Below are 23339 nucleotides of genomic sequence, written 5' to 3' on the forward strand. Positions count from 1 at the left end.
CTCGCCTTTTCCTTCAACCATGCCCCGGAATTGGGTGCGGGGCACTATTGGCAAAGAGAAGGGGACCGTTTATTGCAGATTGAGCAGTTAAGAGCGGTCCGATGCAGATTCATAAGCGACGTTGTTGTGAAGAAATACGCGGCAGATCGGTTTCTGCTCTCCCATACAAAAGGAAATCCGTGTTCGAACGAGGCATCCGGTTCGTCCTCGCGCCGCTTGCGATCACGGTTCTCAGCCTTTCAGCCGGATGCCAGTCGCCGCTCGACGACACCGCCAATGCCTCCAAATCGGTAGACATCAAGCCGCCTCCGTCGCAGGTGCAGGAAGCCTTCGGCACGAAAGGCGCCGAGATAACACTCATGCTCCCCAAGGGAGCAAGTGGCGTGCGCGAGGGCCGTTACCGCGATTTTCACGATGGTGCGCAGCTCGCCGTCGGAGAGCTGGGCGGCGAACAGGTTTTTGTGAAGATCGTCGATGATACGGGCGCACCGGGTGAGGCAGCCAAGCTTGCCGAAGCCGCCAAGGCACGGGGCTCTGTCGCCCTCGTCGGGCTTTTTCCGGCAGCGGAGCTGGCATCGATCTCGGCCGTGCCGGCCGACAAGCGACCGACCGTCTTCGACCTCGGACGTGGCACCGCCTCCGGCGCAAATGTCTACGGCCTCGCCTCAGACGAGACGGATAGCGCAATTGCGGGTGTAAGATATGCGATCGCGACCGGAAGAAAGAAGGTCGTGATCCTTGCTCCCGCCAGCTTCTCGACAGCGGAAGAGCAGCGCATCACGGCCGCAATCACCAACGACAAGGCAACTGTCACCGGTGTCGTGCGCTACGGCGGAGACGAAGCCGCAATCAAGGCGGCAGTCGCATCGAATGCCGGACCGATCTCCGCGGCCGATGCCGCCCTCGTTCTCGGCGGCACCACCGCGCCAGCCGTCGTCGTCGGAGCGATCAAGGCGACCGGCAAGACACCCGCAACTATGACCTTCGTCGGCACCAGCGGATGGCCGGGCAGCGTCTACAGCGGACCAGCGGCTGACCAGACCGTGATCGCGCTCACCGATCAGGAAAGCCTGAAGCTGATCTCCGGTCGATATCAGAGCCGATTCAAGCGTCCGCTGGCACTCGATGCCGCCTATGCCTATGACGCCGTGGCGACGGTCGCAGGCATCACGCGCCTGAAGGGGCCGGATGGCCTGAAGCCTGACATTCTTGCCAACAAGGCGGGTTTCCGTGGAGTGACAGGTGTTTTCGGCTGGAACAAGGGCGGAACCATCGACCGGAAGCTGAAGATCTATCGCGTGGATCAAGGCAAGCTGGTCCCCGCCGTCAACACGCCCCCGACGCTCTGACGCCGGCTACACCGGGAACGCACTAGCCTTTGACTGAGGCCGCCAGCGACCCAGACTGCGCCGACGTGCGACCGCGCCGCGGCGGCTCTTCATAACAAAATCTGCGTCTTGCAATTTCCGCGATTATTTTCGGCGATTGCATAGAATTTTAGCGATTCCCGGAACTGGATGTTCAAGCGCCGTGTGTAGCTTCCCGATAAACAGGGAACTACAACAATGACAATAAGAAGAAATTCGAAGATCCTTGGTGCGGCTGGTGCGCTCCTACTGATATCCCAAAGTATATCCTATGCGACCCCCGCCGAAAGACAGGCGAAGGACCCTGTTAATGCTAACATTCAGTTGACGGATAGCGCGAGCATCGGAACGAGCCCCGTCCCAGTCGGGCTGCTTACAGCTTCGTGGATCCGCGCAGCGCTGAGCATCAGCCGCTTGCAGCCTGCCGACGTCTATACCTCGGCGCGGTCCATTGCTGCGCGCGTCGAGACCGCAATCGCCAGCGTGGAGCCCGCCGGCTGGGCGCCTTCCGCCACCGGAAGGGAGAGCCGCAAGGAGAGTATCGCAAGGCCAGCGGTGAAGCCCGCGAAGCAAACCGCCGTCTTCGGCTCCGTTGCGATCCCATTCAAGCGGCTGGCTGCGGTAAAGCGGCTCGCCCCATCCCTCGACCAGATTGCCGAAGGCGGCATACTCGATTGCCGCACGGGCTGCTCGGCCGCAGTTGAGTCCGTCCGTGCAGCACGCACGTCGACCGAAGGCAAGGTGTCGGTGGAAAGGCTGCAAGGCATAAACGCCGCCGTCAATCATGCAATCCGCTATAGCCGCGACATCGAGAACTACCGCACTGCGGATCGCTGGGCGACGCCGCTCGAGACGCTGAAGCGCCAGGCCGGCGATTGCGAGGATCTGGCGATCCTCAAGATGGCTGTCCTCGAGGAGTCGGGCTATGCCATGAAGGACATGGCGATCGTCGTCCTCTTCGATCGCGACAGAAAGTTCTACCACGCGGTCCTTTCCGTGCATGTCGACGACCAGTTCTTCATCCTCGACAACATGCGCGACGCCGTGCTCACGGACCGGGAACTGGCCAGCTATCTGCCACTCTATTCGATTGCGGACGGAAAGGGCTTTCTGCACGGTTCGCGCCAGCCGGGTTCACCCCTCCTCGCGGAGAATGCGATCCCTCTGGAAAGCGTCGCTCCGGGCGAAGGCCTTGCAAACTGAGGGTTACGCCGGTCAAGGCGACTCTTGCCTTAAGGGCGAGCGCCTGGGCGTCGCCCGCCGGTGCAGACGCACCAACAGCGTGGTGAGAAGATCAGGAAGGCAGTTTGGCTTTGAGATTCGACCAGACGGCGGACTGCCGCCGTGGTCGGGGACGACGCATTCCCCAATAGTCAGTCCGAAACCCGCATGCCCCGCAAGGATGCGGCTTTCTTCATGCGCGACCTACGAGCGTTTTCAGCTCAGGGCGCGCAGCAGCGGCTTTTTGGGAGATTGGTTCTCAAGGCTTTCCATGGCTTCCGCGTAACCGGCAGCTCTTGCCTCGCGGAGAGCGAAGGCGAACGTGTCGGTGATCACACGATAGCAATCCGGGGAAAGCCCCGTGCCCGGCCTAAGCCTCTGATCAGCTAAAGTCATTCGGTCGAGTGTAGTGCCAAGCAACTGGCCCCACTCCGATGCAGATCTTGCCATGAACATACCCCTCTATGGTCTTCGCCATTTTCAAGGCTCTATCTATACACGAAATTACACAAAAAGCCACACGAATGTGGGGAACCGAGTTGTTTATTGTTACGCAGTTTGGCGTACGAACTGTCAGAAAGCTGGTCATAGCCGATAATTTGTCAGTTTTTGCGGGTGGATAACCGGCCTGAGGGATCCCTGCCGCGGGCATACCCTGGCCGCCGCGCCCTTATCTTTTCCTTATGTCCGGCCCCACAGTTCCCAATCGAGATTTGACGCCCGGAAGAAGCATGATCCGCCATCCTCAATGTCAGGAGACAACGGATGTCTGACTTCATCTTCTTTGCAATCGGCATGGGATCGTTCTTTGCGATCGCGCTCTACGCCCACGCCCTGAATCGGCTCTAGGAGCGAACCATGCTCGAGCCATTGATCGGCCTGGCTGTTGCCATCGCACTCGCCGCCTATCTCGTCGTGACGCTTATCCGTCCCGAACGCTTCTGACCCTTTCTCGGGAGAATGACCATGTCTCTTATAGGATGGCTGCAGATCGGCCTCCTCCTTCTCGCCGTCTTCGTCTTCATAAAGCCGCTGGGGCTCTACATGGCGAAGGTCTTTTCCGGCGAACGAACCTTCCTTGCGCCTGTAGTAGCGCCGGTCGAGACCGCGTTCTATCGCCTTGCTGGTGTCAATGAAAACAAAGAGCAGGGGTGGCTGGCGTACACGCTTTCAATGCTCGCCTTCTCGCTCGTGGGTTTCGTGACGCTCTATGCGATCCTGAGGCTGCAAGCCTACCTGCCCCTCAACCCGCAGGGTTTTGCCAACGTACCGCCGGATCTCGCTTTCAACACGGCCGTCAGCTTCGTCACCAATACCAACTGGCAGAACTATGCCGGTGAGACGACGATGAGCCATTTCAGCCAGATGGCCGGCCTCACGGTGCATAATTTCGTTTCCGCTGCGACGGGCATTGCCCTTGCGCTTGCCGTCACCCGTGCATTCGCCCGCTCGCAGGCTTCGACGGTCGGCAATTTCTGGGTGGATCTTACCCGCTCTACTCTCTACGTGCTGTTGCCAATCGCATTCGTGGTGGCGTTGGCGATGGTCGCAATGGGCCTGCCACAAACCCTCGACGCCTCAGCAGCCGCAACAACACTCGAAGGTGCGCAACAGGCAATCGCCCTCGGCCCAGTCGCGAGCCAGGAAGCGATCAAGCAACTCGGAACCAACGGCGGGGGCTTCTTCAACGCCAACGCCGCGCATCCCTTCGAAAACCCGACGGCGCTTGCGAACTACCTCAACATCTTCGCCATGCTATGGATCTCCGCCGCGCTCGTCTATGCGTTCGGCCAGATGGTCGGCAATCGCCGCCAAGGCTGGGCGTTCCTGGCGGTGACCGCAATTCTGCTCATTCTGGGCACGGGCATCATCTATTGGGCAGAGGCAGCCGGAAACCCGATCCTGACCTCGCTCGGCCTCGACGCAGCCCAGGGCAACATGGAAGGCAAAGAGGTCCGCTTTGGCCAGTCCATGACCGCACTCTATGCCGCTGTCACCACCGGACTTTCGGATGGCGGGGTCAATGGCATGCATGGATCCTTCACGGGGCTCGGGGGCCTGATACCGATGTTCCTGATCCAGCTTGGCGAGGTGCTTCCGGGCGGCGTCGGTTCCGGCCTCTACGGCATGGTGGTCTTTGCAGTGCTCGCCGTCTTCGTCGCCGGGCTGATGGTCGGTCGCACGCCGGAGTTTCTCGGCAAGAAGATCGAGGGCCGCGAGATGAAGTATGCCGTGCTGGCAATCCTGATCCTGCCAGTCGTCATCCTTGGCTTTACGGCCGTCTCGGCGGTCCTTCCCTTCGCGGTCGCGTCGATAGGCACAGGCGGCCCGCACGGGTTGTCGGAAATCCTCTACGCCTACACTTCGGCTGCCGGCAACAACGGCTCCGCCTTCGGTGGCCTGACAGGCAACACCCAGTGGTACAACACGACGCTTGGTATCTCCATGCTGCTTGGCCGCTTCGCCTATGTGGTTCCCGTACTCGCGATCGCCGGATCGGTTGCCTCGAAGCTCAAGGTACCGGCATCGAAGGGCACCTTCCCTACCGATACGCCGCTCTTCGTGGGGCTTCTCGTCGGCATCATCCTCATTCTCGGCGGGCTGCAGTTCTTCCCGGCTCTCGCCCTTGGCCCGATTGTCGAGCATTTCGCGATGCTCTCCGGCCAGACTTTCTAAGGAGCATTGTCAATGTCCTACAAACCCGTCGCTCCCGGTCTCTTCGACCCGGCGATTCTTGTTCCGGCGGTGAAGGCCGCCTTCATCAAGCTCGATCCGCGCCAGCTCCTGCGCAATCCGGTGATCTTCGTCACCGAAGTCGTGGCCGCCGTCGTCACCCTCTTTTTCGTCCGTGACCTCGCGGCCGGCGGCGATGCATTGTTCTCTGGCCAGATCGCCGCCTGGCTGTGGTTCACAGTCCTGTTCGCCACCTTCGCCGAGGCTGTCGCCGAAGGACGGGGCAAGGCCCAGGCCGACAGCCTGAAGCGGACGAAATCCGAACTGGTCGCGCGGCGCGTCACCGCCCCGAGCGGTGCAGGGACAGAAATGGTGCCCGCTACCGCCCTGAAGGTCGGCGACGTCGTCATCGTCGAGGCCGGCGAACTCATTCCCGGCGACGGCGAGGTCATCGAAGGCGTCTCCTCCGTCAACGAAAGCGCGATCACCGGTGAATCGGCGCCTGTCATCCGCGAAGCCGGCGGCGACCGGTCGGCGGTCACCGGTGGCACGCAGGTGCTTTCGGACCGGATCAAGATCAGGATCACCGTTCAGCCGGGCTCCAGCTTCGTCGACCGCATGATTGCGCTCATCGAAGGCGCCCAGCGCCAGAAAACACCGAACGAGATCGCACTTTCGATCCTGTTGTCCGGCCTGACACTGATCTTCCTGGTGGCAGTCGTCACGCTCTGGGGCCTTGCCGGCTATTCCGGCACAGTGCTCTCCGTGACCGTGCTTGCCGCTCTCCTCGTCACACTCATCCCGACCACCATCGGTGGCCTGCTGTCGGCGATCGGCATTGCTGGCATGGACCGCCTCGTCCGCTTCAACGTGATCGCAACGTCGGGGCGTGCGGTGGAGGCAGCCGGCGACGTCGATACGCTGCTTCTCGACAAGACCGGGACGATCACCTTCGGAAACCGCATGGCGACGGAGTTCATCCCTGTCCCGGGCGTGGGCGAAGCGGAGCTTGCGGAAGCCGCCCTTCTGGCGAGCAGCGCGGACGAAACGCCCGAGGGCCGCTCAATCGTGGCGCTCGCAACCGGTGAGCTCGGCCTCTCCGCGCCCCGGATCGCCATCGATGCCGTCGTTCCGTTCTCCGCCGAAACACGTCTCTCGGGCATCGACGCCGGCAGCCGCCGCCTGCGCAAGGGTGCGGTGGACGCCGTGCTGAAGTTCACGGGTGCGAGCGATGAAAGGATCGCGCCCGAGTTTCGCCAGGCGGTGGACCGGATCGCGAGAACGGGCGGGACTCCGCTCGCCGTGAGCGACGGCGCCCGCTTGCTCGGCGTCATACACCTCAAGGACGTGGTCAAGCCGGGTATCAAGGAGCGCTTTGCAGCATTGCGGGCGATGGGTATCCGCACCGTCATGGTGACCGGCGACAATCCGGTCACCGCCGCGGCGATCGCCTCGGAAGCCGGCGTCGACGACTATCTCGCTGAGGCTACACCGGAGGACAAGCTCGGCTACATCCGCAAGGAACAGCAGGGCGGGCGGTTGATCGCCATGTGCGGCGACGGCACGAACGACGCCCCGGCGCTTGCCCAGGCCGACGTCGGAGTCGCCATGCAGACCGGGACCCAGGCGGCGCGCGAGGCTGCCAACATGGTCGACCTCGACTCGAGCCCGACCAAGCTCATCGAGATCGTCGAAATCGGCAAGCAACTGCTGATGACGCGCGGTTCGCTGACCACATTCTCCGTCGCCAATGACGTGGCCAAGTACTTCGCGATCATTCCCGCGCTCTTCGTTGCGACCTATCCGGCGCTTGCAAAGCTCAACATCATGGGCCTTACCTCTCCGCAATCGGCAATCCTGTCGGCGGTGATCTTCAATGCACTCATCATCGTTGCTCTCATTCCTCTTGCGCTGAAGGGCGTCGCCTATCGTCCGGCCGGCGCCGCTTCCCTCCTTCGCAGAAACCTTCTCGTCTACGGTGTCGGCGGCCTGATCCTGCCCTTTGCGGGCATCAAGCTCGTGGATATCGCCGTGACCGCTCTCAATCTGGTGTAACCATGTTCAAGCAACTCAGAACTGCATTCGTTCTCATTACGCTCCTCACGATCCTCACAGGCATTGGATATCCGCTCGCGGTCACGGGAATCGCCCAGGCATGGATGCCTGCGCAGGCCAACGGCAGCCTGATCCGTCAGAATGGGGCCGTCGTCGGCTCCGCGCTGATCGGGCAGAATTTCACGTCGGACCGCTATTTCTGGCCGCGCCCGTCTGCAACCGGGCCGGAGGCTTACAATGCCGGCGCATCGTCGGGCTCGAACCTCGGTACGACCTCGGCAAAGTTGCGCGACAGGGTGGCATCCGATATTGAACGGCTGAGAAACGCCGGGATTTCCGGCGCTCTCCCCGCCGATGCGGTGACGACATCAGGTTCCGGGCTCGATCCACATATCTCGCCGGCATACGCCCGCGCCCAGGTTGCACGCGTGGCCAAGGCACGCGGCCTGCCTGATGCAGATGTCGCGAGCCTGGTCGAGCGGAATATAGAGGGGCCCGACTTCGGATTTCTGGGTGAACCACGCGTGAATGTGCTAGAGCTGAACCTTGCCCTGGACGCATTGAAGACCTGAGATCTGCATGCCCGATATCGATCGAGAACAGAAAATACGTCCCGATCCGGACGCCTTGCTTGCCCTTTCCGCCAAGGAGCGCAGGGGCAAGCTCACCGTTTTCCTGGGCGCCGCCCCGGGTGTCGGCAAGACTTTCGCCATGCTCCAGCGCGCTCGCAGGCTGAAGGCCGACGGGAATGACATCGTCATCGGCCTGGTGGAAACGCACGGCCGTGAGGAAACGGCCTCCCTGCTCGATGGACTGGAAATTCTGCCGCGCCGCAGCGTCGAATATCGAGGCCATATGCTCGAAGAGCTCGATCTCGACGCGGCGTTGGCGCGGCGTCCACGGATCGTCGTCGTCGACGAGCTCGCCCACAGCAATCCGGAGGGCAGCCGGCATCCGAAACGCTACCAGGATGTCGAAGAGCTGGTGGCCGCCGGTATAGATGTCTGGACGGCACTCAATATCCAGCATCTCGAAAGCCTCTCAGACGTCGTCGCGCAGATTACCGGCGTAACGGTTCGCGAAAGAGTTCCCGACACCGTCCTCAAGAAGGCGGATGACGTGATCCTCGTGGATCTTCCCCCGCCGAACTGCTCGAGCGCCTGCACGAAGGCAAGGTCTATCTGCCCGACAGCGCAAAGCGGGCGATCGAACGGTTCTTCCGCCTCGGCAACCTGACTGCCCTGCGCGAACTGGCATTGCGCCGCACGGCGGACCGGGTGGACGACCAGATGGTCGACTACCTCAAGCAGAACGCTATCGAGGGTCCCTGGGCCAGCACCGAGCGGCTGCTCGTCTGCGTCGGCCCCGACAAGCTTTCGGAAAAGGTCGTGCGTACGGCAAGCCGCCTTGCCTCGGGCCTGAACGCGCCCTGGATCGTTGTCTACATCGAAAGAGCCGACCGGGATACGGGCGATAGCGCCACCCTCCGTCAGGTCGATGAGATCTTCCGTCTCGCCGAGGAGCTTGGAGCAGAAACCAAGCGTGTTTTCGGCAATGATTTCGTGGAAGAGATCCTGAAGCTTGCCCGCCGGGAACATGCGACCCAGATCGTGATCGGCGCGCGAAACCAGCCCTCGTGGCACAAGCTCTTCCGCAGATCGCTTCCAGACGCCCTCTCGCGGCGTGCGGCCGGTGTCGGCGTCCATCTCGTGACGGATGGAGGCTCGCCACCGCCGCCACGCCGAAAGACGTTCGTACCGATCAAACTCGCCGAATTGTGGCGCCCGCTTGCGATCTCCTGCGGCACGGTCGTGGTTGCAACTCTGATAGGCCGCGCCATCCGCGCCTTCATCGAGCTTCCGAACGCCTCTCTCCTTTTTCTCATGGCCGTGCTCATATCCGCGATTTACGCCGGTTATGTCCCTGCCCTGGTGGCTGCGTTCCTCTCGGTACTCGCGTACAACTTCTTCTTCGTCGTCCCGGTCCACACCCTGACGATCACCGAACCGCATGAGGTCTTTGCACTTTTCATTCTGCTCGCCGCCGCCATGCTCGCCGGCAGCCTCGCGTCTCGAATCCGCGAGCAGGCCAAGAAGGCCCGTGACCGGGCCGGTGCGATACAGGCGATGTACGACTATTCGCGCAAGCTCTCCGGTACAGCCAAGGAAGACGACGTGCTCTGGGCTGCCGTGACCCAGCTGCAGGCAAGCCTGAGACGGAACGTGGTGCTGCTCCTGCCACAACATGGCGAACTGAAATCGGCGGCGGCATGGCCCCCCGACACCGAACTCGACGTTGCGGACATGGCCGCAGCCCGATGGGCTCTCGAAAAACAGGAGATCGCCGGCAGCGCCACGGGCACCCTGCCGAACAGCCCGTTCCAGTTTCGTCCCTTGACGAGCCCCCACGGCGTGGTCGGCGTCTGCGGGTTCAGGCTTGGAGAGGGCACGCTTGACATGAACGAGGAAAGAACGCTTTCGGCGATCCTCGACCAGACAGCCGTCGCAGTGGATCGAGCGCGGCTGTCACGCGAAAGCCTGGACCAGGCCGCACGGCTCGAAGCGGAGAAATTTCGCGCTGTCCTGCTCTCCTCCATATCGCACGACCTCAGGACGCCGCTTGCGACCATTACCGGCGCCATCACCAGCCTCCGACAACTCGGAGACCGGATGCCGCCCGAAAGCAGGGACGACCTTCTGCAATCGATCGAGGAGGAGAGCGGACGTCTCAGCCGGTTCGTCTCCAACCTCCTGGACATGACGCGCATCGAGGCGGGGACCTTGAACGCAAAGCGGGACTGGGTCGATGTGGCAGACGTCGTGCGCGCTGCAGTCGAGCGAGCGCGCAAATATTTCCCCGACCGGATCATAGAGACCAGCATTGCCCCGGACCTGCCGCTCGTCCGCGGCGACAGCGTCCTCCTCGGCCAGGTGCTGTTCAACGTGCTCGACAATGCCAACCGGTATGGCGGGGCGGAGCCGATCACCATCTATGCCAGGCAGGAGGAGACTGAGGTAATCATCTCGGTGACGGACCTCGGCAAGGGCATCGCGCCGGATGACCTGGAGCGCGTCTTCGACAAGTTCTTCAGGCGTGGCAAGGCGGACGGTCGCGCACCCGGTACGGGGCTGGGGCTTTCGATCTCCAAGGGGTTCATCGAGGCCATGGGCGGAACGATTAAGGCGGAGAGCCCGGCGCTACGGCGCAAGGGAACGCGCATCTCCATGCGCTTCCCTGCTGCAACAGCGCCAGAACAGGAAAGACCATGAGCCTGGACCGTGTCCTTGTCGTCGATGACGAACCCCAGATACAGCGGTTCCTGCGCCCGGCGCTTTCCGCTGCCGGCTATGAGGTCATCGAGGCATCCACCGCGGCAGAAGCGTTGAAATCCGTTGCGACCGCGGCCCCGGACATCGTTATCCTTGATCTCGGCCTCCCCGACATGGACGGCAAGGAAGTGATCGCGAACATTCGCGGCTGGTCCGAAGTGCCCATCATCATCCTGTCCGCCCGCGATCGCGAGAGCGAGAAGATCGCATCGCTCGATCTCGGGGCCGACGACTACATCGAAAAACCCTTCGGCATCGGCGAGTTGACGGCGCGCATCCGCACCGCGCTGCGCCACCGCATCCGCAGCGAAAACGGCACGACACAGACCATTGCCGACGGACTTTCGATCGACACCCTGCGGCGCATCGTCAGCCGGGACGGAAAGCAGCTGAAACTGACGCCGAAGGAATACGACCTTCTGGTCATGCTCACCCGCTATGCCGGGCGGGTCGTGACGCACAAGACGCTGCTCGCCTCCGTTTGGGGGCCGGCACACGGGGAAGACCTGCACTACCTGCGTGTCTTCATCGGGCAACTGCGCCAGAAGATCGAGCTGGACCCGACCGATCCTCGCATCATCCAGACCGAACCCGGCGTGGGCTACCGACTTGTTGCCGACGAGGACGGGCCAGCGGGCCGGCTCTGACACACCTGAGCCCGGGATTCCGGCTTCCCATCGAAGCGGGAGCGAGGTAGGCTTCCGTTCAGCATACTACTTGGCGATGTGTTCGCGACGACGAGGTGCCCAAAATCACGGGGCATGAGTCGCACGCCCGGCAGGCAGTGTCCTGGGCCGGATGAGGAGGTAAACGGTGCTGTCCGAAACCGAAATGGCCGCCACACTCCCCTCGCCGCCGGCATGCCGGGGAAGTCATGAGCTCATCTGGATACCCGGTGGAACCTTCGCGATGGGGTCTGATCGGCACTACCCTGAGGAAGCCCCCCAACATCCCGTGACGGTGGACGGATTCTGGATCGATGCGGCGCCGGTAACCAATCGTCAGTTCGCAGAGTTCGTGAATGCGACCGGTCATGTCACCATGGCGGAGAAGGTCCCCAATGAAGCGGACTATCCAGGCGCGCTGCCGGAAATGCTGAGGGCGGGATCGCTGGTTTTCACTCCGCCCAAGCATCCGGTCACCTCCACCGATATCGGCCAGTGGTGGACATTCAAGTTCGGCGCGGACTGGCGCCATCCCTATGGCCCCCGCAGCGACATTCGCGGAAAATATGACCATCCCGTCGTCCATGTCGCCTACAGCGACGCCAGGGCCTACGCGGAGTGGGCAGGCCTCGATCTTGCGACAGAGGCCGAGTGGGAGTTCGCAGCGCGCGGTGGCCTCGAGGGAGCAGACTACGCCTGGGGCGATGAGTTGATGCCGGACGGCAAGCAGATGGCCAATACATGGCAGGGCATTTTCCCGCACAAGAACCTGCGCCCCAAGGGGCATGACCGAACGTCCGTCGTTCGCAGCTTCCCGCCGAACGGCTTCGGGCTGTACGACATGATCGGAAACGTCTGGGAGTGGACGAACGACTACTGGTCGACGCGTCACAATGAACCGGCGGCAAGCCCGTGCTGCATCCCGCACAATCCGCGCGGTGGCCCGGCTGAGGCGAGCTACGATCCCCGCCAACCGGAAATCCGCATTACCCGTCGCGTGCTGAAGGGCGGATCGCATCTCTGCGCCCCGAATTATTGCCGACGTTATCGTCCTGCCTCACGCCACGCGGAGCCGGACGACACCTCGACGAGCCATGTCGGCTTCCGCTGCGTCAAACGCCCTTGAAAATCAGCCGCCTGTCGGGCTCCGTTCATCGTCTGCCTTCAGATAGCTTATGACCGCGTCGGCGATCATTCCCTTGTGGCGCCGCATCGTCTCCGGCTCGGACAGATCCCGTCGAAAGATCGTGCCGAACGTGTGACGGTTCGACACGCGAAAGAAGCAAAACGCGCTGATCATCATGTGAACGTCGATGGGGTCCGCCTGCCGGCGGAAGACGCCCGTCGCGTGGCCCCTTTCCAGTATGCCGGCAATCGTCTGGATGACGGAAACGTTCAGATCGCGGATCGCCTCCGATCGAAGCATGTGGGCGGCGTGATGAATGTTCTCGATGCTGACGAGCCTGACGAAATCGGGATTCGCCTCGTCGTGGTCGAACGTGGTCGAAATCAGGATCCTGAGCGCGTCTTCCGGATCGAGGTTCGAAAGCTGAAGGTCTGCCTCAAGCGTGCGGATCTTGCGATAGGAGCGCTCCAGGACGGCCAGATAGAGGCCTTCCTTGCTGCCGAAATAATAGTAGATCATCCGCTTGGACGTGCGGGTTCGCTCGGCTATGGCATCCACGCGCCCGCCGGCTAGACCGTGGGTGGAGAATTCTTCGGTTGCAACACGCAGGATATCTTCCTGCGTCCGCTGTGGATCGTTCTTCCTGCCATTTTCCGACCGATCCGCCATGCCGCGCTTGTCCTCTCCCTTAACCCACTGCCTCGACAGGAAAATCCACTGTCGCAGCTGAAGGATTGCACGCTCTCCCGCATGCCAGTGTTGCAAAGTCTTATTCAGCTTGGCGCGGTCTTTCAATAGCAGCCGCTTGACATTCGAACTAGTTCGTACATTTTAGAGCTACATCGATCTGGGCTGGAGGAGCACAGTTCGACGGACGCTTTCTGCCCGATGCGCCCCTGAGGCCGTGACAGAAGCGGAAGTGTCGCCGCAACCCGTGGCGGCCGCTTTGGGAGGAGCACATGACACGCATAATAGAATTCTACTTCTTTGCTCTGAAGGTAGCGATTGCCCTGCTTCTCGCAGGCATGGTCGTCCTCGTCTTCGGCAATGTCGTCCTGCGCTACGCCTTCAATACGGGCATTACCTACTCTGAAGAGCTGTCGCGGATCTTCTTCATCTGGCTGACATTTCTCGGGGCCGTCGTCGCCATGCGCGAACATGGGCACCTCGGCGTCGACTCGCTGTTGCGCCGCCTGCCTCCCCTCGGCGCCCGGATCGCCGTACTCATCGGCCAGATGATGATGCTCTGGGCGACCTGGCTGATGATCAGCGGCAGCTGGACGCAGACGCTGATCAACCTGCACGTCGCGGCCCCCGCCACTGGCATATCCATGGGCTTCTTCTACGGTGCGGGCCTCGCCTTCGGGATCCCCGCCTTCCTGATCATCCTCTCGGATGCTTTCGGCGTCGCCACGGGTCGCATCGATGTGACGACGGCGGTGCTCGTGCGTGAAACCGAAGAGCAAGCCGCCGGTGAAGACCACGCCGAGCCATCGCTCGCCACCCCGATCACCAAGAGCTGAGGGCCGCACGATGACCGTCACGATTTTCCTCGGCGCACTCCTTGGTCCAATGGCGCTCGGCGTCCCCATCGCTTTCGCACTCATCCTCAGCGGTGTCGCGCTGATGATGCACCTCGGCATGTTCGATGCCCAGATCGTCGCCCAGAACGTCCTGAACGGCGCCGACAGCTTTCCGCTGATGGCCGTTCCGTTCTTCCTTCTGGCCGGCGAGGTCATGAACACCGGCGGGTTGTCCCGCCGCATTGTGGACCTCGCCATGGCAATGGTCGGCCATGTGCGCGGCGGACTTGGCTTCGTCGCCATCTTTGCAGCCTGCGTTCTTTCGAGCCTGTCGGGATCGGCAGTCGCCGATGCCGCGGCCCTGGGAGCGCTTCTGTTCCCGATGATGCTGAAGTCCGGTCACGATGCGGCGCGTACCGGCGGCCTGCTTGCCTCGGCATCGATCATTGGTCCGATCATTCCGCCTTCGATCGGCTTCATTCTCTATGGCGTCGTAGGCGGCGTCTCGATCACCAAACTGTTTCTGGCAGGCATCTTCCCTGGCCTCATGATTGCCGCGGCCCTCTGTGTGACCTGGATGCTCGTTGCGCGGAAGGAGCAGTTCGCACTGCCGCCAAAGCAGAGCGGTGCCGTCAGAATGAAGGCATTCGTCGACAGCATCTGGGCGCTGATGCTTCCGGTCATCATCATCGTCGGCCTCAAGTTCGGCGTGTTCACGCCGACCGAAGCCGGCGTGGTTGCGGCGGTCTATTCGCTCTTCGTCTCGATGGTCATCTATCGCGAATTGCCGCCCGCCAAGCTGTTCCACGTCTTCGTTGCCGCGGCAAAGATCACTGCCGTCGTAATGTTCCTCGTCGCCTGCGCCGCAGTCTCCGCTTGGCTGGTGACGGTTGCCGACGTGCCAGGAAAGCTCGCAGGGCTCCTCGAGCCACTGATGGACAACCAGACGCTTCTGCTGCTGGCGATCATGGCGCTGGTCGTTGTCGTCGGCACGGCAATGGACATGACCCCGACCATCCTGATCATGACGCCGGTCCTGATGCCCATCATCAAGCAGGCGGACATCGACCCGGTCTACTTCGGCGTCCTGTTTATCATCAACAACGCGATCGGCCTCATCACACCGCCCGTCGGTACCGTGCTGAATGTCATCTGCGGTGTTTCCAAACTGAACATGGAAGAGCTGATGAAAGGCGTCATGCCCTTCCTCATCGCCGAACTGATCGTCCTGTTCCTGCTCGTGCTGTTCCCGCAACTAGTGACCGTACCGGTCGCCCTGTTCGGGCACTGAGCAAGAAATGCGCCTTCGTCGAAGGCGAGAATTCAACCGAGCCGGATGGAGAGACCGGCAAAACCTGGGAGGAAAGCATGTTGAATAGATTGACGAAACTGATGATGGGGCTAGCGCTGCCTCTTGCCCTGCTGGCAGCACAACCGGCGTCGGCGGAAATCCGCGAACTTCAGCTGAAGTTCGCGTCCGCCAACAACAAGGGCCATCCGCAAGTCACGGGAATGGAGAAGTTCGCCGAACTGGTCCAGGAAAAGAGCGGCGGCAAGATCGAAGTGAAGCTCTTCCCCGGCGGCGTGCTCGGCGGTGACGTGCAGACCGTTTCGGCACTACAGGGCGGCGTGATCGAGATGACGGTGCTGAACGCCGGCATTCTTTCCAGCAACGTCAAGCAGTTCGGAGCAGTCGACCTGCCCTTCCTCTTCAACAGCGGCGAGGAAGCCGACAAGGTCATGGACGGCCCCTTCGGCACCAGCCTCTTGGAGCTGCTGCCCGATACCGGCCTTGTTGGTCTTGGCTATTGGGAACTCGGGTTCCGCAACCTCACCAACAACCGTCACCCGGTCACGAAGCTCGAGGACATCAGCGGCCTCAAGATCCGTACGATCCAATCTCCGATCCCGATCGAGCTGTTCAACAGTCTCGGCGCCAATGCGGTCCCCCTGCCCTATACCGAACTCTACACCGCGCTTGAAACCGGCACTGTCGACGGCCAGGAGAACCCCGCCGCCAACATCCTCAACGCGAAGTTCTTCGAAGTGCAGAAGTACATGACGGTCACCCGCCATCAGTACAACCCGCAGATCGTGCTCGTCAGCAAGAAGTTCTGGGATGGCCTGAACGACGAGGAGAAGGCTTTGCTGCAGTCGGCGGCAACCGAAGCGCGGGATTTCCAGCGCAAGGTGTCGCGTGAACAGGACGCGAAGGCGATCGAGGAAATCAAGGCGACAGGAATGGAAGTGACCGAACTGACACCGGAGGAAACGCAAAAGCTGCGTGATGCGGTGAAGCCGGTGATTGAGAAGTTCTCCGCCGAGATCGGCACGGAAACGGTTGCCCAGCTCCAGAAGGAAATCGAAGCCGCCCGCGGCAACTGAGTGAAGAAACGGTCGGCCAGCCCTGCGCGACTGGCCGACCCTCCCTCCAACAACAGATGGAAGCAGGCGGAATGACCGAGACACTCCTCAAGCCGCTCAAAGCCGGGCTGATCGGCGCCGGCATCCAGGCCTCGCTGACCCCCGCCATGCATATGCGCGAAGGCGAGGCGCAAGGTTTTGCCTACGAATATGAACTCATCGACCTCAACCAGCTCGGCGCCACCGTCGCCGACCTGCCGGCGCTTCTCGCTGATGCTGAGGCGCGCGGCCTGGCCGGGCTCAACATAACCCATCCCTGCAAGCAGGCGGTCATCCCCTATCTCGATGCGCTGTCGGACGAGGCACGCGCGCTCGGTGCGGTCAACACAATCGTTCTGCGCGACGGCCAAAGACATGGCCACAACACCGACTGGTGGGGTTTCGCCGAGAGTTTCCGGCGCGGCCTGCCCGAGGCAGATACGCAGTCGGCGATACAGCTTGGCGCCGGCGGAGCTGGCGTCGCCACGGCCTATGCCATCCTTTCGCTCGGCCTGCGGGAACTCACCGTCTTCGACCGGGAACACGAACGCGCCCTCTCGCTTGCGCAGTCGTTGTCAGCTCTGTTTCCGGGTGCAACCGTCAAGGCCGGTGAGGATCTCGCGAGCGCGATGCAGCACGCATCCGGCCTCATCCACGCAACGCCGACGGGCATGGCAAAGTATCCGGGCATGCCCCTGCCGGGAGAGCTGCTGGAACCCCGTCACTGGGTAGCGGAAATCGTGTACTTCCCGCTCGAGACGGAGCTGCTGCGCCAGGCGAAGGGACGAGGCTGCCGCACGCTCGACGGCGGTGGCATGGCGGTCTTTCAGGCGGTCGGTGCCTTCCGCCTGTTTACCGGACGAGAAGCAGACGCCACGCGCATGCTCAATCATTTCAAGGCCATGACCCTCTACACCAGCTTGTGAGGAGAGACCGATGAAGACCTCGATCGCCACCGTATCGTTGAGCGGAGATCTGCGCGACAAGCTCGAAGCAATCGCCAAGGCCGGCTTCGACGGCGTAGAGATTTTCGAGAACGACTTTCTGGTCTTCGACGAGAGCCCGCGCCAGGTCGGCCGTATGGTGCGCGACTACGGCCTGGAAATCACGCTGTTCCAGCCCTTCCGGGACTTCGAAGGCATGCCGGAGCCGCTACGCAGCCGCACCTTCGACCGTGCCGAGCGAAAATTCGACGTGATGCAGGAAATGGGCACCGACCTCGTGCTCGTCTGCTCGAATGTCTCGCAGGCTGCCCTCGGCGGACTCGACCGCGCGGCTGCCGACTTTCGCGAACTCGGGGAACGCGCGGCCAAACGAGGATTGAAAGTCGGCTACGAAGCCCTTGCATGGGGCAGGCATATCCACGACCATCGTGATGCCTGGGAGATCGTCCGCCGCGCCGACCATCCGAATATCGGCCTGATCCTCGACAGCTTCCACACGCTTTCGCGCAAGATCGACGTCAACTCGATCCGCTCCATCCCAAAGGAAAAGATCTTCATCATCCAGCTCGCAGACGCGCCGCTGATAGACATGGACCTGCTCTACTGGAGCCGGCACTATCGCAACATGCCAGGCGAAGGCGACCTGCCGGTGCTCGATTTCATGCGCGCCGTCGCCGCCACCGGATATGACGGCTATCTGTCTCTGGAGATCTTCAACGACCAGTTCCGCGGCGGCTCGCCGACCGCGATCGCCGTCGATGGACGCCGTTCGCTGATCTATCTCGGCGATCAGGTCAGGAGGACCGAGCCGGAGAGCGTTCTCAATGTCCCGGACATGCCGCGACGCAGCGACGTCAAGGGCATATCCTTCATCGAGTTTACCGCCGACGAGGCAGAGGCATCCCAACTGGAGGCGCTCATCACCGGCCTCGGCTTCGTCAAGACGGCGCGGCACAGGAGCAAGAACGTCTCGCTGTTTCGTCAGGGCGATATCCGGCTCGTTGTAAACAGCGACGAGAGCGGCTTCGCCGGCGCGTCCTTCATGGTTCACGGTACGACCGCCTATGCCGCAGGGCTCCTTGTCGATGACGCCAAGGCTGCGGTCGCGCGTGCGGTGGCGCTCGGGGCGGAACGCTTCGAACAACCCGTGGGCCCCGGCGAGACAGAAGTTCCGGCGATCCGCGGCGTCGGTGGCGGCATACTCTATTTCCTTGACGAAGGGGACGAACTCGGCCGGATCTGGGAGAGCGAGTTCCAGCCGGTGGCGGCGGACACCTCCGCCCGTCCGGCGGGTCTCGTGTCGATCGACCACATGGCCCAGACGATGAGATACGAGGAGCTTCTGACCTGGCTCCTCTTCTACACCTCGATCCTGGACGCGCACAAAACGCCGATGGTCGACATTATCGATCCCTCGGGCATCGTCCGAAGCCAGGTGGTGGAGAACGATTCCGGCTCGTTGCGGATCACGATGAACGGGGCGGAAAACCGGAACACGCTTGCCGGCCATTTCATCGCCGAGACCTTCGGGTCAGGGATCCAGCACCTCGCCTTTTCGACCAACGACATCTTCGCGACCGCCGAAGCGCTCTCGGCCAACGGCTTCGTCTCGTTGTCCATCTCCGCGAACTACTACGACGATCTTGAAGCCCGCTTTGGCCTCGATCCGGCACTCACGGAGCGCCTGAAGGCCAACAACATCCTGTACGATCGCGACGACCATGGAGAGTACTTCCAACTCTACAGCCCCACTTACGGCGAAGGCCTGTTCTTCGAGGTCGTCGAGCGCCGGGGCTATCGCGGCTACGGCGCAGCAAATGCGATCTTCCGCATTGCCGCGCTCCGCAAGCACCTGAGACCGACAGGCATACCCAAGACCTGACTCGGCGGACCCTTGCGCCGGACCTGATCCGAGGGCGGATCTAGTAACCAAATGTTTAACTGCATCGACCAATGTCGGGAGAAAACGGAGGTCGATGTGGGCAAGGTCACCAAACGCAAGCGCCGCCCCCGGCAACGCAAGAAGCAATCCGGCAAGAGCATGATGCCATGGCTGGCCTGCGGTGCGCTGGTCATCGGCGGCATCTTCGCCTACGACAGCCGCGGCAGCATCGAGAAGATGTTCGCGCCGGCGCGACTTGTCCCCGCCGTGGCCATCACGGAGCGGAAGGCCCCCGCCAAGGAACCTTCGCGCGTGATCCCGAAGCCCGATCTGCGGCCCGTCGAGACAGCCCGCGCAGCCGAGCCCGCGTTCACAGGGAAATGGTACTTCTGCGCATCACGGACGGACAACTGCATCCTCGACGGGCGGACGATCCTCTATAAAGGCGAGAAGATCCGCATCGCTGACATGGACCCTCCCGCAGTGAAGGAGGCGAAATGCGACGAAGAACGCAAACGGGGCTTCTACGCGCAACAGCGCCTGCGCGTTCTCCTGAACGAAAAGTCGTTCACGTTGGCGTCGTGGCCGGGAGAGGACAAGGATAGAGAAGGACGGAAGTTGAGGGTCATCATGCGGGATGGTCGCTCGGTCGGGGAGCAGCTCGTGCGCGAAGGATTTGCACGCCCGGCCACCGGTAGGCACCAGTCCTGGTGCAGTTAGATAGCGCGACGGCTGCCAGGTGATCGCGTTCCGACGGGTGTGCTCCAGGATCAATCATCCCGCCTCCGGAATCCATCTGCCAAAAAGCATCGGAAGGCCCATCGATCGTCTCGATGGGCCTTCCCGGTTCGGTTTCATCCAGCCGCCGCGGGCAGCAAGTCGGGCAGGTCGTGCCGGCGCAATGGCCGGTTGCCCGTGAGCTTGCGGACGAGGACGTAGAACACCGGCGTCATGAAGATGCCGAAGAACGTGACCCCGATCATGCCCGAGAAGACGGCAACGCCCATGGCTGCGCGCATTTCCGCGCCTGCGCCAGTGGAGACGACAAGCGGCACCACACCCATGATGAACGCCATTGACGTCATCAGGATCGGGCGAAGCCGAAGGCGGCTTGCCTCGATGGCGGCGGCGACGGGCGAGCGTCCCTCGAACTCCAGCTCCCGAGCGAACTCCACGATCAGGATGGCGTTCTTCGCCGAAAGCCCCACAAGGACGATCAGGCCGATTTGGGTGAAGATGTTGTTGTCACCGCCGGTCAGCCAAACCCCGGTCAGGGCCGCAAGCACGCCCATCGGTACGATCATGATGATCGCAAGCGGGAGCGTCAGGCTTTCATACTGGGCCGCGAGCACGAGGAAGACGAGCAGCAGGGCAAGCGGAAAGACGATGATGCCCGAGTTTCCGGCGAGGATCTGCTGGTAGGTCAGGTCCGTCCACTCGAAGCTGATACCCGCAGGCAAGGTCTCCGCCGCGATGCGCTCGATCGCCGCCTGCGCCTGGCCCGACGAGAACCCCGGCGCCGGTCCGCCGTTGATGTCGGCGGCAAGGAAGCCGTTATAGCGCGTCGTGCGTTCCGGGCCTGTGGTGGCGTCGACCTTCAGGAGAGCCGCAAGCGGGATCATTTCGCCGGTCCGCGAACGCACCTTCAGCTGGCCGATATCCTCAGCGCGAGCGCGGAACTTGGCATCGGCCTGTACCCGCACGCTGTAGGTCCTGCCAAAAGCGTTGAAGTCGTTCACATAAAGAGAACCGAGATAGATCTGCAGCGTCTCGAACACATCCGTGACTGAAACGCCGAGCTGCTCTGCCTTGGCCCGGTCCAGGTCGGCATAGAGCTGCGGCACGTTGATCTGGAAGCTGGAAAACAACCCCGCCAGTTCCGGTGCCTGGTATGCCTTGGCGAGGAACGCCTTGGTTGCCTCGTCCAGCGCCTGGTATCCCAGTCCCGCGCGGTCCTCGATCTGAAGCTTGAACCCACCGGTGGTGCCCAGCCCTTGCACCGGCGGCGGCGGGAACATGGCGATGAAGGCATCCTGGATCGCACCGAACTTCTGATTGAGCTGCATCGCTATGGCGTTCGCCGAGAGTTCGGGGCTCTTGCGCTCCTCGAAGGAGGAGAGACCCACGAAGACGATCCCGGCGTTGGAGCCGTTGGTGAATCCGTTGATCGACAGTCCCGGGAAAGCGATGGCGTGCTCCACGCCCGGCTGGTCCAGAACGATCGCGCTCATCCTCTCGATGACGTCTTCGGTCCGGTCGAGCGTTGCCGCATCCGGCAATTGCGCGAAGCCGATGAGGTATTGCTTGTCTTGCGCCGGAACGAACCCACCCGGAACCGATTGGAACAGGATGTAGGTGACGCCGATCAGGCCCAGATAGATCACCATGATGATGCTCTTGCGCGACAGGATTGCCCCTACCCCGCGGCCATATCCGTTCGAGCTCGAAGCGAATACGCGGTTGAAGCCTCGGAAGAACCAGCCGAAGACCCAGTCCATCGCACGCGTCAGCCAATCCTTCGGCGCATGATGATCCTTCAGAAGAAGTGCCGCGAGCGCCGGCGAAAGCGTCAGCGAGTTAAGGGCCGAGATCACCGTGGAGATTGCAATCGTCAGGGCGAACTGGCGATAGAATTGCCCTGACAGACCGGTGATGAAGGCGAGCGGCACGAATACCGCCACGAGAACGAGCGCAATTGCGATGATCGGGCCCGACACTTCCCTCATGGCGCGATAGGTCGCATCCCGCGGAGAAAGGCCGTTCTCGATGTTGCGCTCGACGTTTTCCACCACGACGATCGCGTCATCGACGACGATACCGATCGCCAGAACCAGACCGAAGAGGCTCAGCGCGTTAATCGAGAAGCCGAAGACGTACATCACCGCGAAAGTGCCGATGATGGAGACAGGAACCGCGATCAGCGGGATGATCGAGGCGCGCCAAGTCTGCAGGAAGAGGATGACGACGATGACGACGAGTGCGACAGCCTCCAGCAGCGTGTCAATGACCTTCTCGATGGAAGACCGGACGAACTGCGTGGTGTCGTAGACGATGTCATAACGGACGCCTTCGGGCATGGCGATCTGAAGCTCGTTCATGGTCGCCGTCACCTGGTCGGAGATCTCGATTGCATTCGAGCCCGGGGCCTGGAACACGGGGATCGCGACGGCAGGCTTGTTGTTGAGCAGCGAGCGCAGCGAGTAGTCTGCGGCACCGAGTTCAATGTTCGCAACATCCCGAAGCCGGGTGATTGCACCGTTCTCTCCGCTCTTGACGATGATGTCGCCGAATTCCTCGGGAGTTTGGAGGCGCCCTTGCGCGTTGACGGAAAGCTGCAGGTCTATGCCTGAGACGTTGGGCGACGCACCGATCACGCCGGCCGCCGCCTGCACGTTCTGCTGACGGATGGCGTCGACGACATCGCTCGCCGCAAGACCGCGCTCCGCAGCCTTCTCAGGATCGATCCAGATGCGCATGGAATAGTCGCCGGAGCCGAAGATCTGCACCTGGCCCACGCCATCGATACGGGCAAGCCGATCCTTGATGTTGAGGACGGCGTAGTTGCGCAGATACGTGATGTCGTACCTGTCGTCAGGCGAACTCAAGTGAATGACCATCATCAGGTCCGGTGAGCTCTTGACCGTCGTCACGCCGAGATCGCGGACTTCGGACGGCAACCTCGGCTCCGCCTGGGAGACGCGGTTCTGCACGAGTTGCTGAGCCTTGTCGGGATCGGTCCCGAGCTTGAAAGTCACTGTAAGCGTCATGACGCCGTCGGCGGTCGCCTGGCTGGACATGTAGAGCATGTCCTCGACGCCATTTATCGACTCCTCGAGCGGCGTGGCGACCGTCTCCGCGATCACCTTGGGATTGGCGCCCGGATACTGCGCCCGCACCACGACGGATGGCGGGACGACCTCGGGATACTCCGAGATCGGCAGCGAACGCATGCCGATCAATCCCGCAACGACGATGAGGACCGAAAGAACTCCGGCAAACACCGGACGATCGATAAAGAACCTCGAGAAATTCATGTCAAAGCCCTCTGCAAGGGGTAAACGAAACCCAAAAGGATGTTCGTGCGCGGAGCCATCGGCCACGCGCAGATTGGATCAACGGAATGGTTGAGCCGGCGGGGCCTCCCCGCCGGG

General features: G+C 62.1%; 17 protein-coding genes and 1 pseudogene. 15 read left to right on the forward strand and 3 right to left on the reverse strand.

Features of this window, described 5'->3' with window-relative positions; all coding sequences use genetic code 11:
• Positions 1–179 precede the first annotated feature (179 nt).
• Together F3Y30_RS24990 and F3Y30_RS24995 are read left to right on the forward strand one after the other, a co-directional pair.
• Positions 180–1349: an ABC transporter substrate-binding protein gene (locus tag F3Y30_RS24990; RefSeq protein ID WP_203426964.1), complete on the forward strand. Its 1170-nt coding sequence runs from the start codon at positions 180–182 to the stop codon at positions 1347–1349.
• Positions 1350–1781: 432 nt separating this feature from the next.
• Positions 1782–2570, forward strand: a complete 789-nt coding sequence (locus F3Y30_RS24995) for a transglutaminase-like cysteine peptidase (RefSeq protein WP_246753036.1) — start codon at positions 1782–1784, stop codon at positions 2568–2570.
• Between the two features lie 234 nt (positions 2571–2804).
• Here the strand turns inward: F3Y30_RS24995 and F3Y30_RS25000 are convergent, their stop codons facing one another.
• A complete protein-coding gene (locus tag F3Y30_RS25000) occupies positions 2805–3038 on the reverse strand; it encodes a hypothetical protein (protein WP_203426966.1) in 234 nt (77 codons plus the stop codon).
• Between the two features lie 408 nt (positions 3039–3446).
• Here F3Y30_RS25000 and kdpF point away from each other — a divergent pair, with 408 nt between their 5' ends.
• From kdpF to F3Y30_RS25035, 7 genes and pseudogenes are all read left to right on the forward strand, one after another.
• On the forward strand, positions 3447–3533 hold the full coding sequence (kdpF, locus tag F3Y30_RS25005; RefSeq protein WP_203427647.1) for a K(+)-transporting ATPase subunit F: 87 nt from the start codon (positions 3447–3449) through the stop codon (positions 3531–3533).
• A gap of 21 nt (positions 3534–3554) precedes the next feature.
• A complete protein-coding gene (kdpA, locus tag F3Y30_RS25010; protein WP_203426967.1) occupies positions 3555–5264 on the forward strand; it encodes a potassium-transporting ATPase subunit KdpA in 1710 nt (569 codons plus the stop codon).
• A gap of 12 nt (positions 5265–5276) precedes the next feature.
• Complete coding sequence (gene kdpB / locus F3Y30_RS25015; RefSeq protein ID WP_203426968.1) at positions 5277–7316, forward strand: potassium-transporting ATPase subunit KdpB; 2040 nt, start codon at positions 5277–5279, stop codon at positions 7314–7316.
• 2 nt (positions 7317–7318) lie between these two features.
• On the forward strand, positions 7319–7888 hold the full coding sequence (gene kdpC / locus F3Y30_RS25020; protein ID WP_203426969.1) for a potassium-transporting ATPase subunit KdpC: 570 nt from the start codon (positions 7319–7321) through the stop codon (positions 7886–7888).
• Between the two features lie 7 nt (positions 7889–7895).
• Positions 7896–10585, forward strand: a pseudogene (locus tag F3Y30_RS25025) (sensor histidine kinase KdpD).
• The gene (locus tag F3Y30_RS25030; protein ID WP_203426970.1) at positions 10582–11292 is read left to right on the forward strand and encodes a response regulator; all 711 of its coding nucleotides are present in this window, start codon (positions 10582–10584) and stop codon (positions 11290–11292) included. The pseudogene F3Y30_RS25025 and the gene F3Y30_RS25030 overlap by 4 nt, the downstream one beginning before the upstream one ends.
• 184 nt (positions 11293–11476) lie before the next feature.
• A complete protein-coding gene (locus F3Y30_RS25035; RefSeq protein WP_203427648.1) occupies positions 11477–12436 on the forward strand; it encodes a formylglycine-generating enzyme family protein in 960 nt (319 codons plus the stop codon).
• 3 nt (positions 12437–12439) lie between these two features.
• Here F3Y30_RS25035 and F3Y30_RS25040 read toward each other — a convergent pair whose 3' ends face one another.
• Positions 12440–13105, reverse strand: a complete 666-nt coding sequence (locus tag F3Y30_RS25040; RefSeq protein WP_203426971.1) for a TetR/AcrR family transcriptional regulator — start codon at positions 13103–13105, stop codon at positions 12440–12442.
• Between the two features lie 290 nt (positions 13106–13395).
• Here F3Y30_RS25040 and F3Y30_RS25045 point away from each other — a divergent pair, with 290 nt between their 5' ends.
• The 6 genes from F3Y30_RS25045 to F3Y30_RS25070 all read left to right on the forward strand — a co-directional run bounded on the left by F3Y30_RS25045 (position 13396) and on the right by F3Y30_RS25070 (position 19908).
• Complete coding sequence (locus F3Y30_RS25045; RefSeq protein ID WP_203426972.1) at positions 13396–13959, forward strand: TRAP transporter small permease; 564 nt, start codon at positions 13396–13398, stop codon at positions 13957–13959.
• Positions 13960–13969: 10 nt separating this feature from the next.
• Complete coding sequence (locus F3Y30_RS25050) at positions 13970–15250, forward strand: TRAP transporter large permease subunit (RefSeq protein WP_203426973.1); 1281 nt, start codon at positions 13970–13972, stop codon at positions 15248–15250.
• Between the two features lie 77 nt (positions 15251–15327).
• Positions 15328–16344, forward strand: coding sequence for a TRAP transporter substrate-binding protein (locus tag F3Y30_RS25055; RefSeq protein ID WP_203426974.1), 1017 nt, complete (start codon positions 15328–15330; stop codon positions 16342–16344).
• Positions 16345–16415: 71 nt separating this feature from the next.
• Positions 16416–17288, forward strand: coding sequence for a shikimate dehydrogenase (locus F3Y30_RS25060; protein WP_203426975.1), 873 nt, complete (start codon positions 16416–16418; stop codon positions 17286–17288).
• A gap of 10 nt (positions 17289–17298) precedes the next feature.
• Positions 17299–19188, forward strand: a complete 1890-nt coding sequence (locus F3Y30_RS25065) for a sugar phosphate isomerase/epimerase and 4-hydroxyphenylpyruvate domain-containing protein (protein ID WP_203426976.1) — start codon at positions 17299–17301, stop codon at positions 19186–19188.
• A gap of 96 nt (positions 19189–19284) precedes the next feature.
• On the forward strand, positions 19285–19908 hold the full coding sequence (locus tag F3Y30_RS25070; protein ID WP_203426977.1) for a thermonuclease family protein: 624 nt from the start codon (positions 19285–19287) through the stop codon (positions 19906–19908).
• A 134-nt stretch (positions 19909–20042) separates the two neighbouring features.
• Here F3Y30_RS25070 and F3Y30_RS25075 read toward each other — a convergent pair whose 3' ends face one another.
• Complete coding sequence (locus tag F3Y30_RS25075; RefSeq protein ID WP_203426978.1) at positions 20043–23222, reverse strand: efflux RND transporter permease subunit; 3180 nt, start codon at positions 23220–23222, stop codon at positions 20043–20045.
• Positions 23223–23339: the final 117 nt, after the last annotated feature.

Origin of the sequence: Sinorhizobium sp. BG8 (genome assembly GCF_016864555.1) — a bacterium.
In the GTDB taxonomy this organism is placed as follows: domain Bacteria; phylum Pseudomonadota; class Alphaproteobacteria; order Rhizobiales; family Rhizobiaceae; genus BG8.

Bases quoted from the DNA above. Each gene is read 5' to 3' on its own strand.
- F3Y30_RS25000 (WP_203426966.1), bottom strand. From the start codon at position 3,038: ATGGCAAGATCTGCATCGGAGTGGGGCCAGTTGCTTGGCACTACACTC.
- kdpF (WP_203427647.1), top strand. From the start codon at position 3,447: ATGCTCGAGCCATTGATCGGCCTGGCTGTTGCCATCGCACTCGCCGCC.
- kdpA (WP_203426967.1), top strand. From the start codon at position 3,555: ATGTCTCTTATAGGATGGCTGCAGATCGGCCTCCTCCTTCTCGCCGTC.
- kdpB (WP_203426968.1), top strand. From the start codon at position 5,277: ATGTCCTACAAACCCGTCGCTCCCGGTCTCTTCGACCCGGCGATTCTT.
- kdpC (WP_203426969.1), top strand. From the start codon at position 7,319: ATGTTCAAGCAACTCAGAACTGCATTCGTTCTCATTACGCTCCTCACG.
- F3Y30_RS25030 (WP_203426970.1), top strand. From the start codon at position 10,582: ATGAGCCTGGACCGTGTCCTTGTCGTCGATGACGAACCCCAGATACAG.
- F3Y30_RS25035 (WP_203427648.1), top strand. From the start codon at position 11,477: ATGGCCGCCACACTCCCCTCGCCGCCGGCATGCCGGGGAAGTCATGAG.
- F3Y30_RS25040 (WP_203426971.1), bottom strand. From the start codon at position 13,105: ATGGCGGATCGGTCGGAAAATGGCAGGAAGAACGATCCACAGCGGACG.
- F3Y30_RS25045 (WP_203426972.1), top strand. From the start codon at position 13,396: ATGACACGCATAATAGAATTCTACTTCTTTGCTCTGAAGGTAGCGATT.
- F3Y30_RS25050 (WP_203426973.1), top strand. From the start codon at position 13,970: ATGACCGTCACGATTTTCCTCGGCGCACTCCTTGGTCCAATGGCGCTC.
- F3Y30_RS25055 (WP_203426974.1), top strand. From the start codon at position 15,328: ATGTTGAATAGATTGACGAAACTGATGATGGGGCTAGCGCTGCCTCTT.
- F3Y30_RS25060 (WP_203426975.1), top strand. From the start codon at position 16,416: ATGACCGAGACACTCCTCAAGCCGCTCAAAGCCGGGCTGATCGGCGCC.
- F3Y30_RS25065 (WP_203426976.1), top strand. From the start codon at position 17,299: ATGAAGACCTCGATCGCCACCGTATCGTTGAGCGGAGATCTGCGCGAC.
- F3Y30_RS25075 (WP_203426978.1), bottom strand. From the start codon at position 23,222: ATGAATTTCTCGAGGTTCTTTATCGATCGTCCGGTGTTTGCCGGAGTT.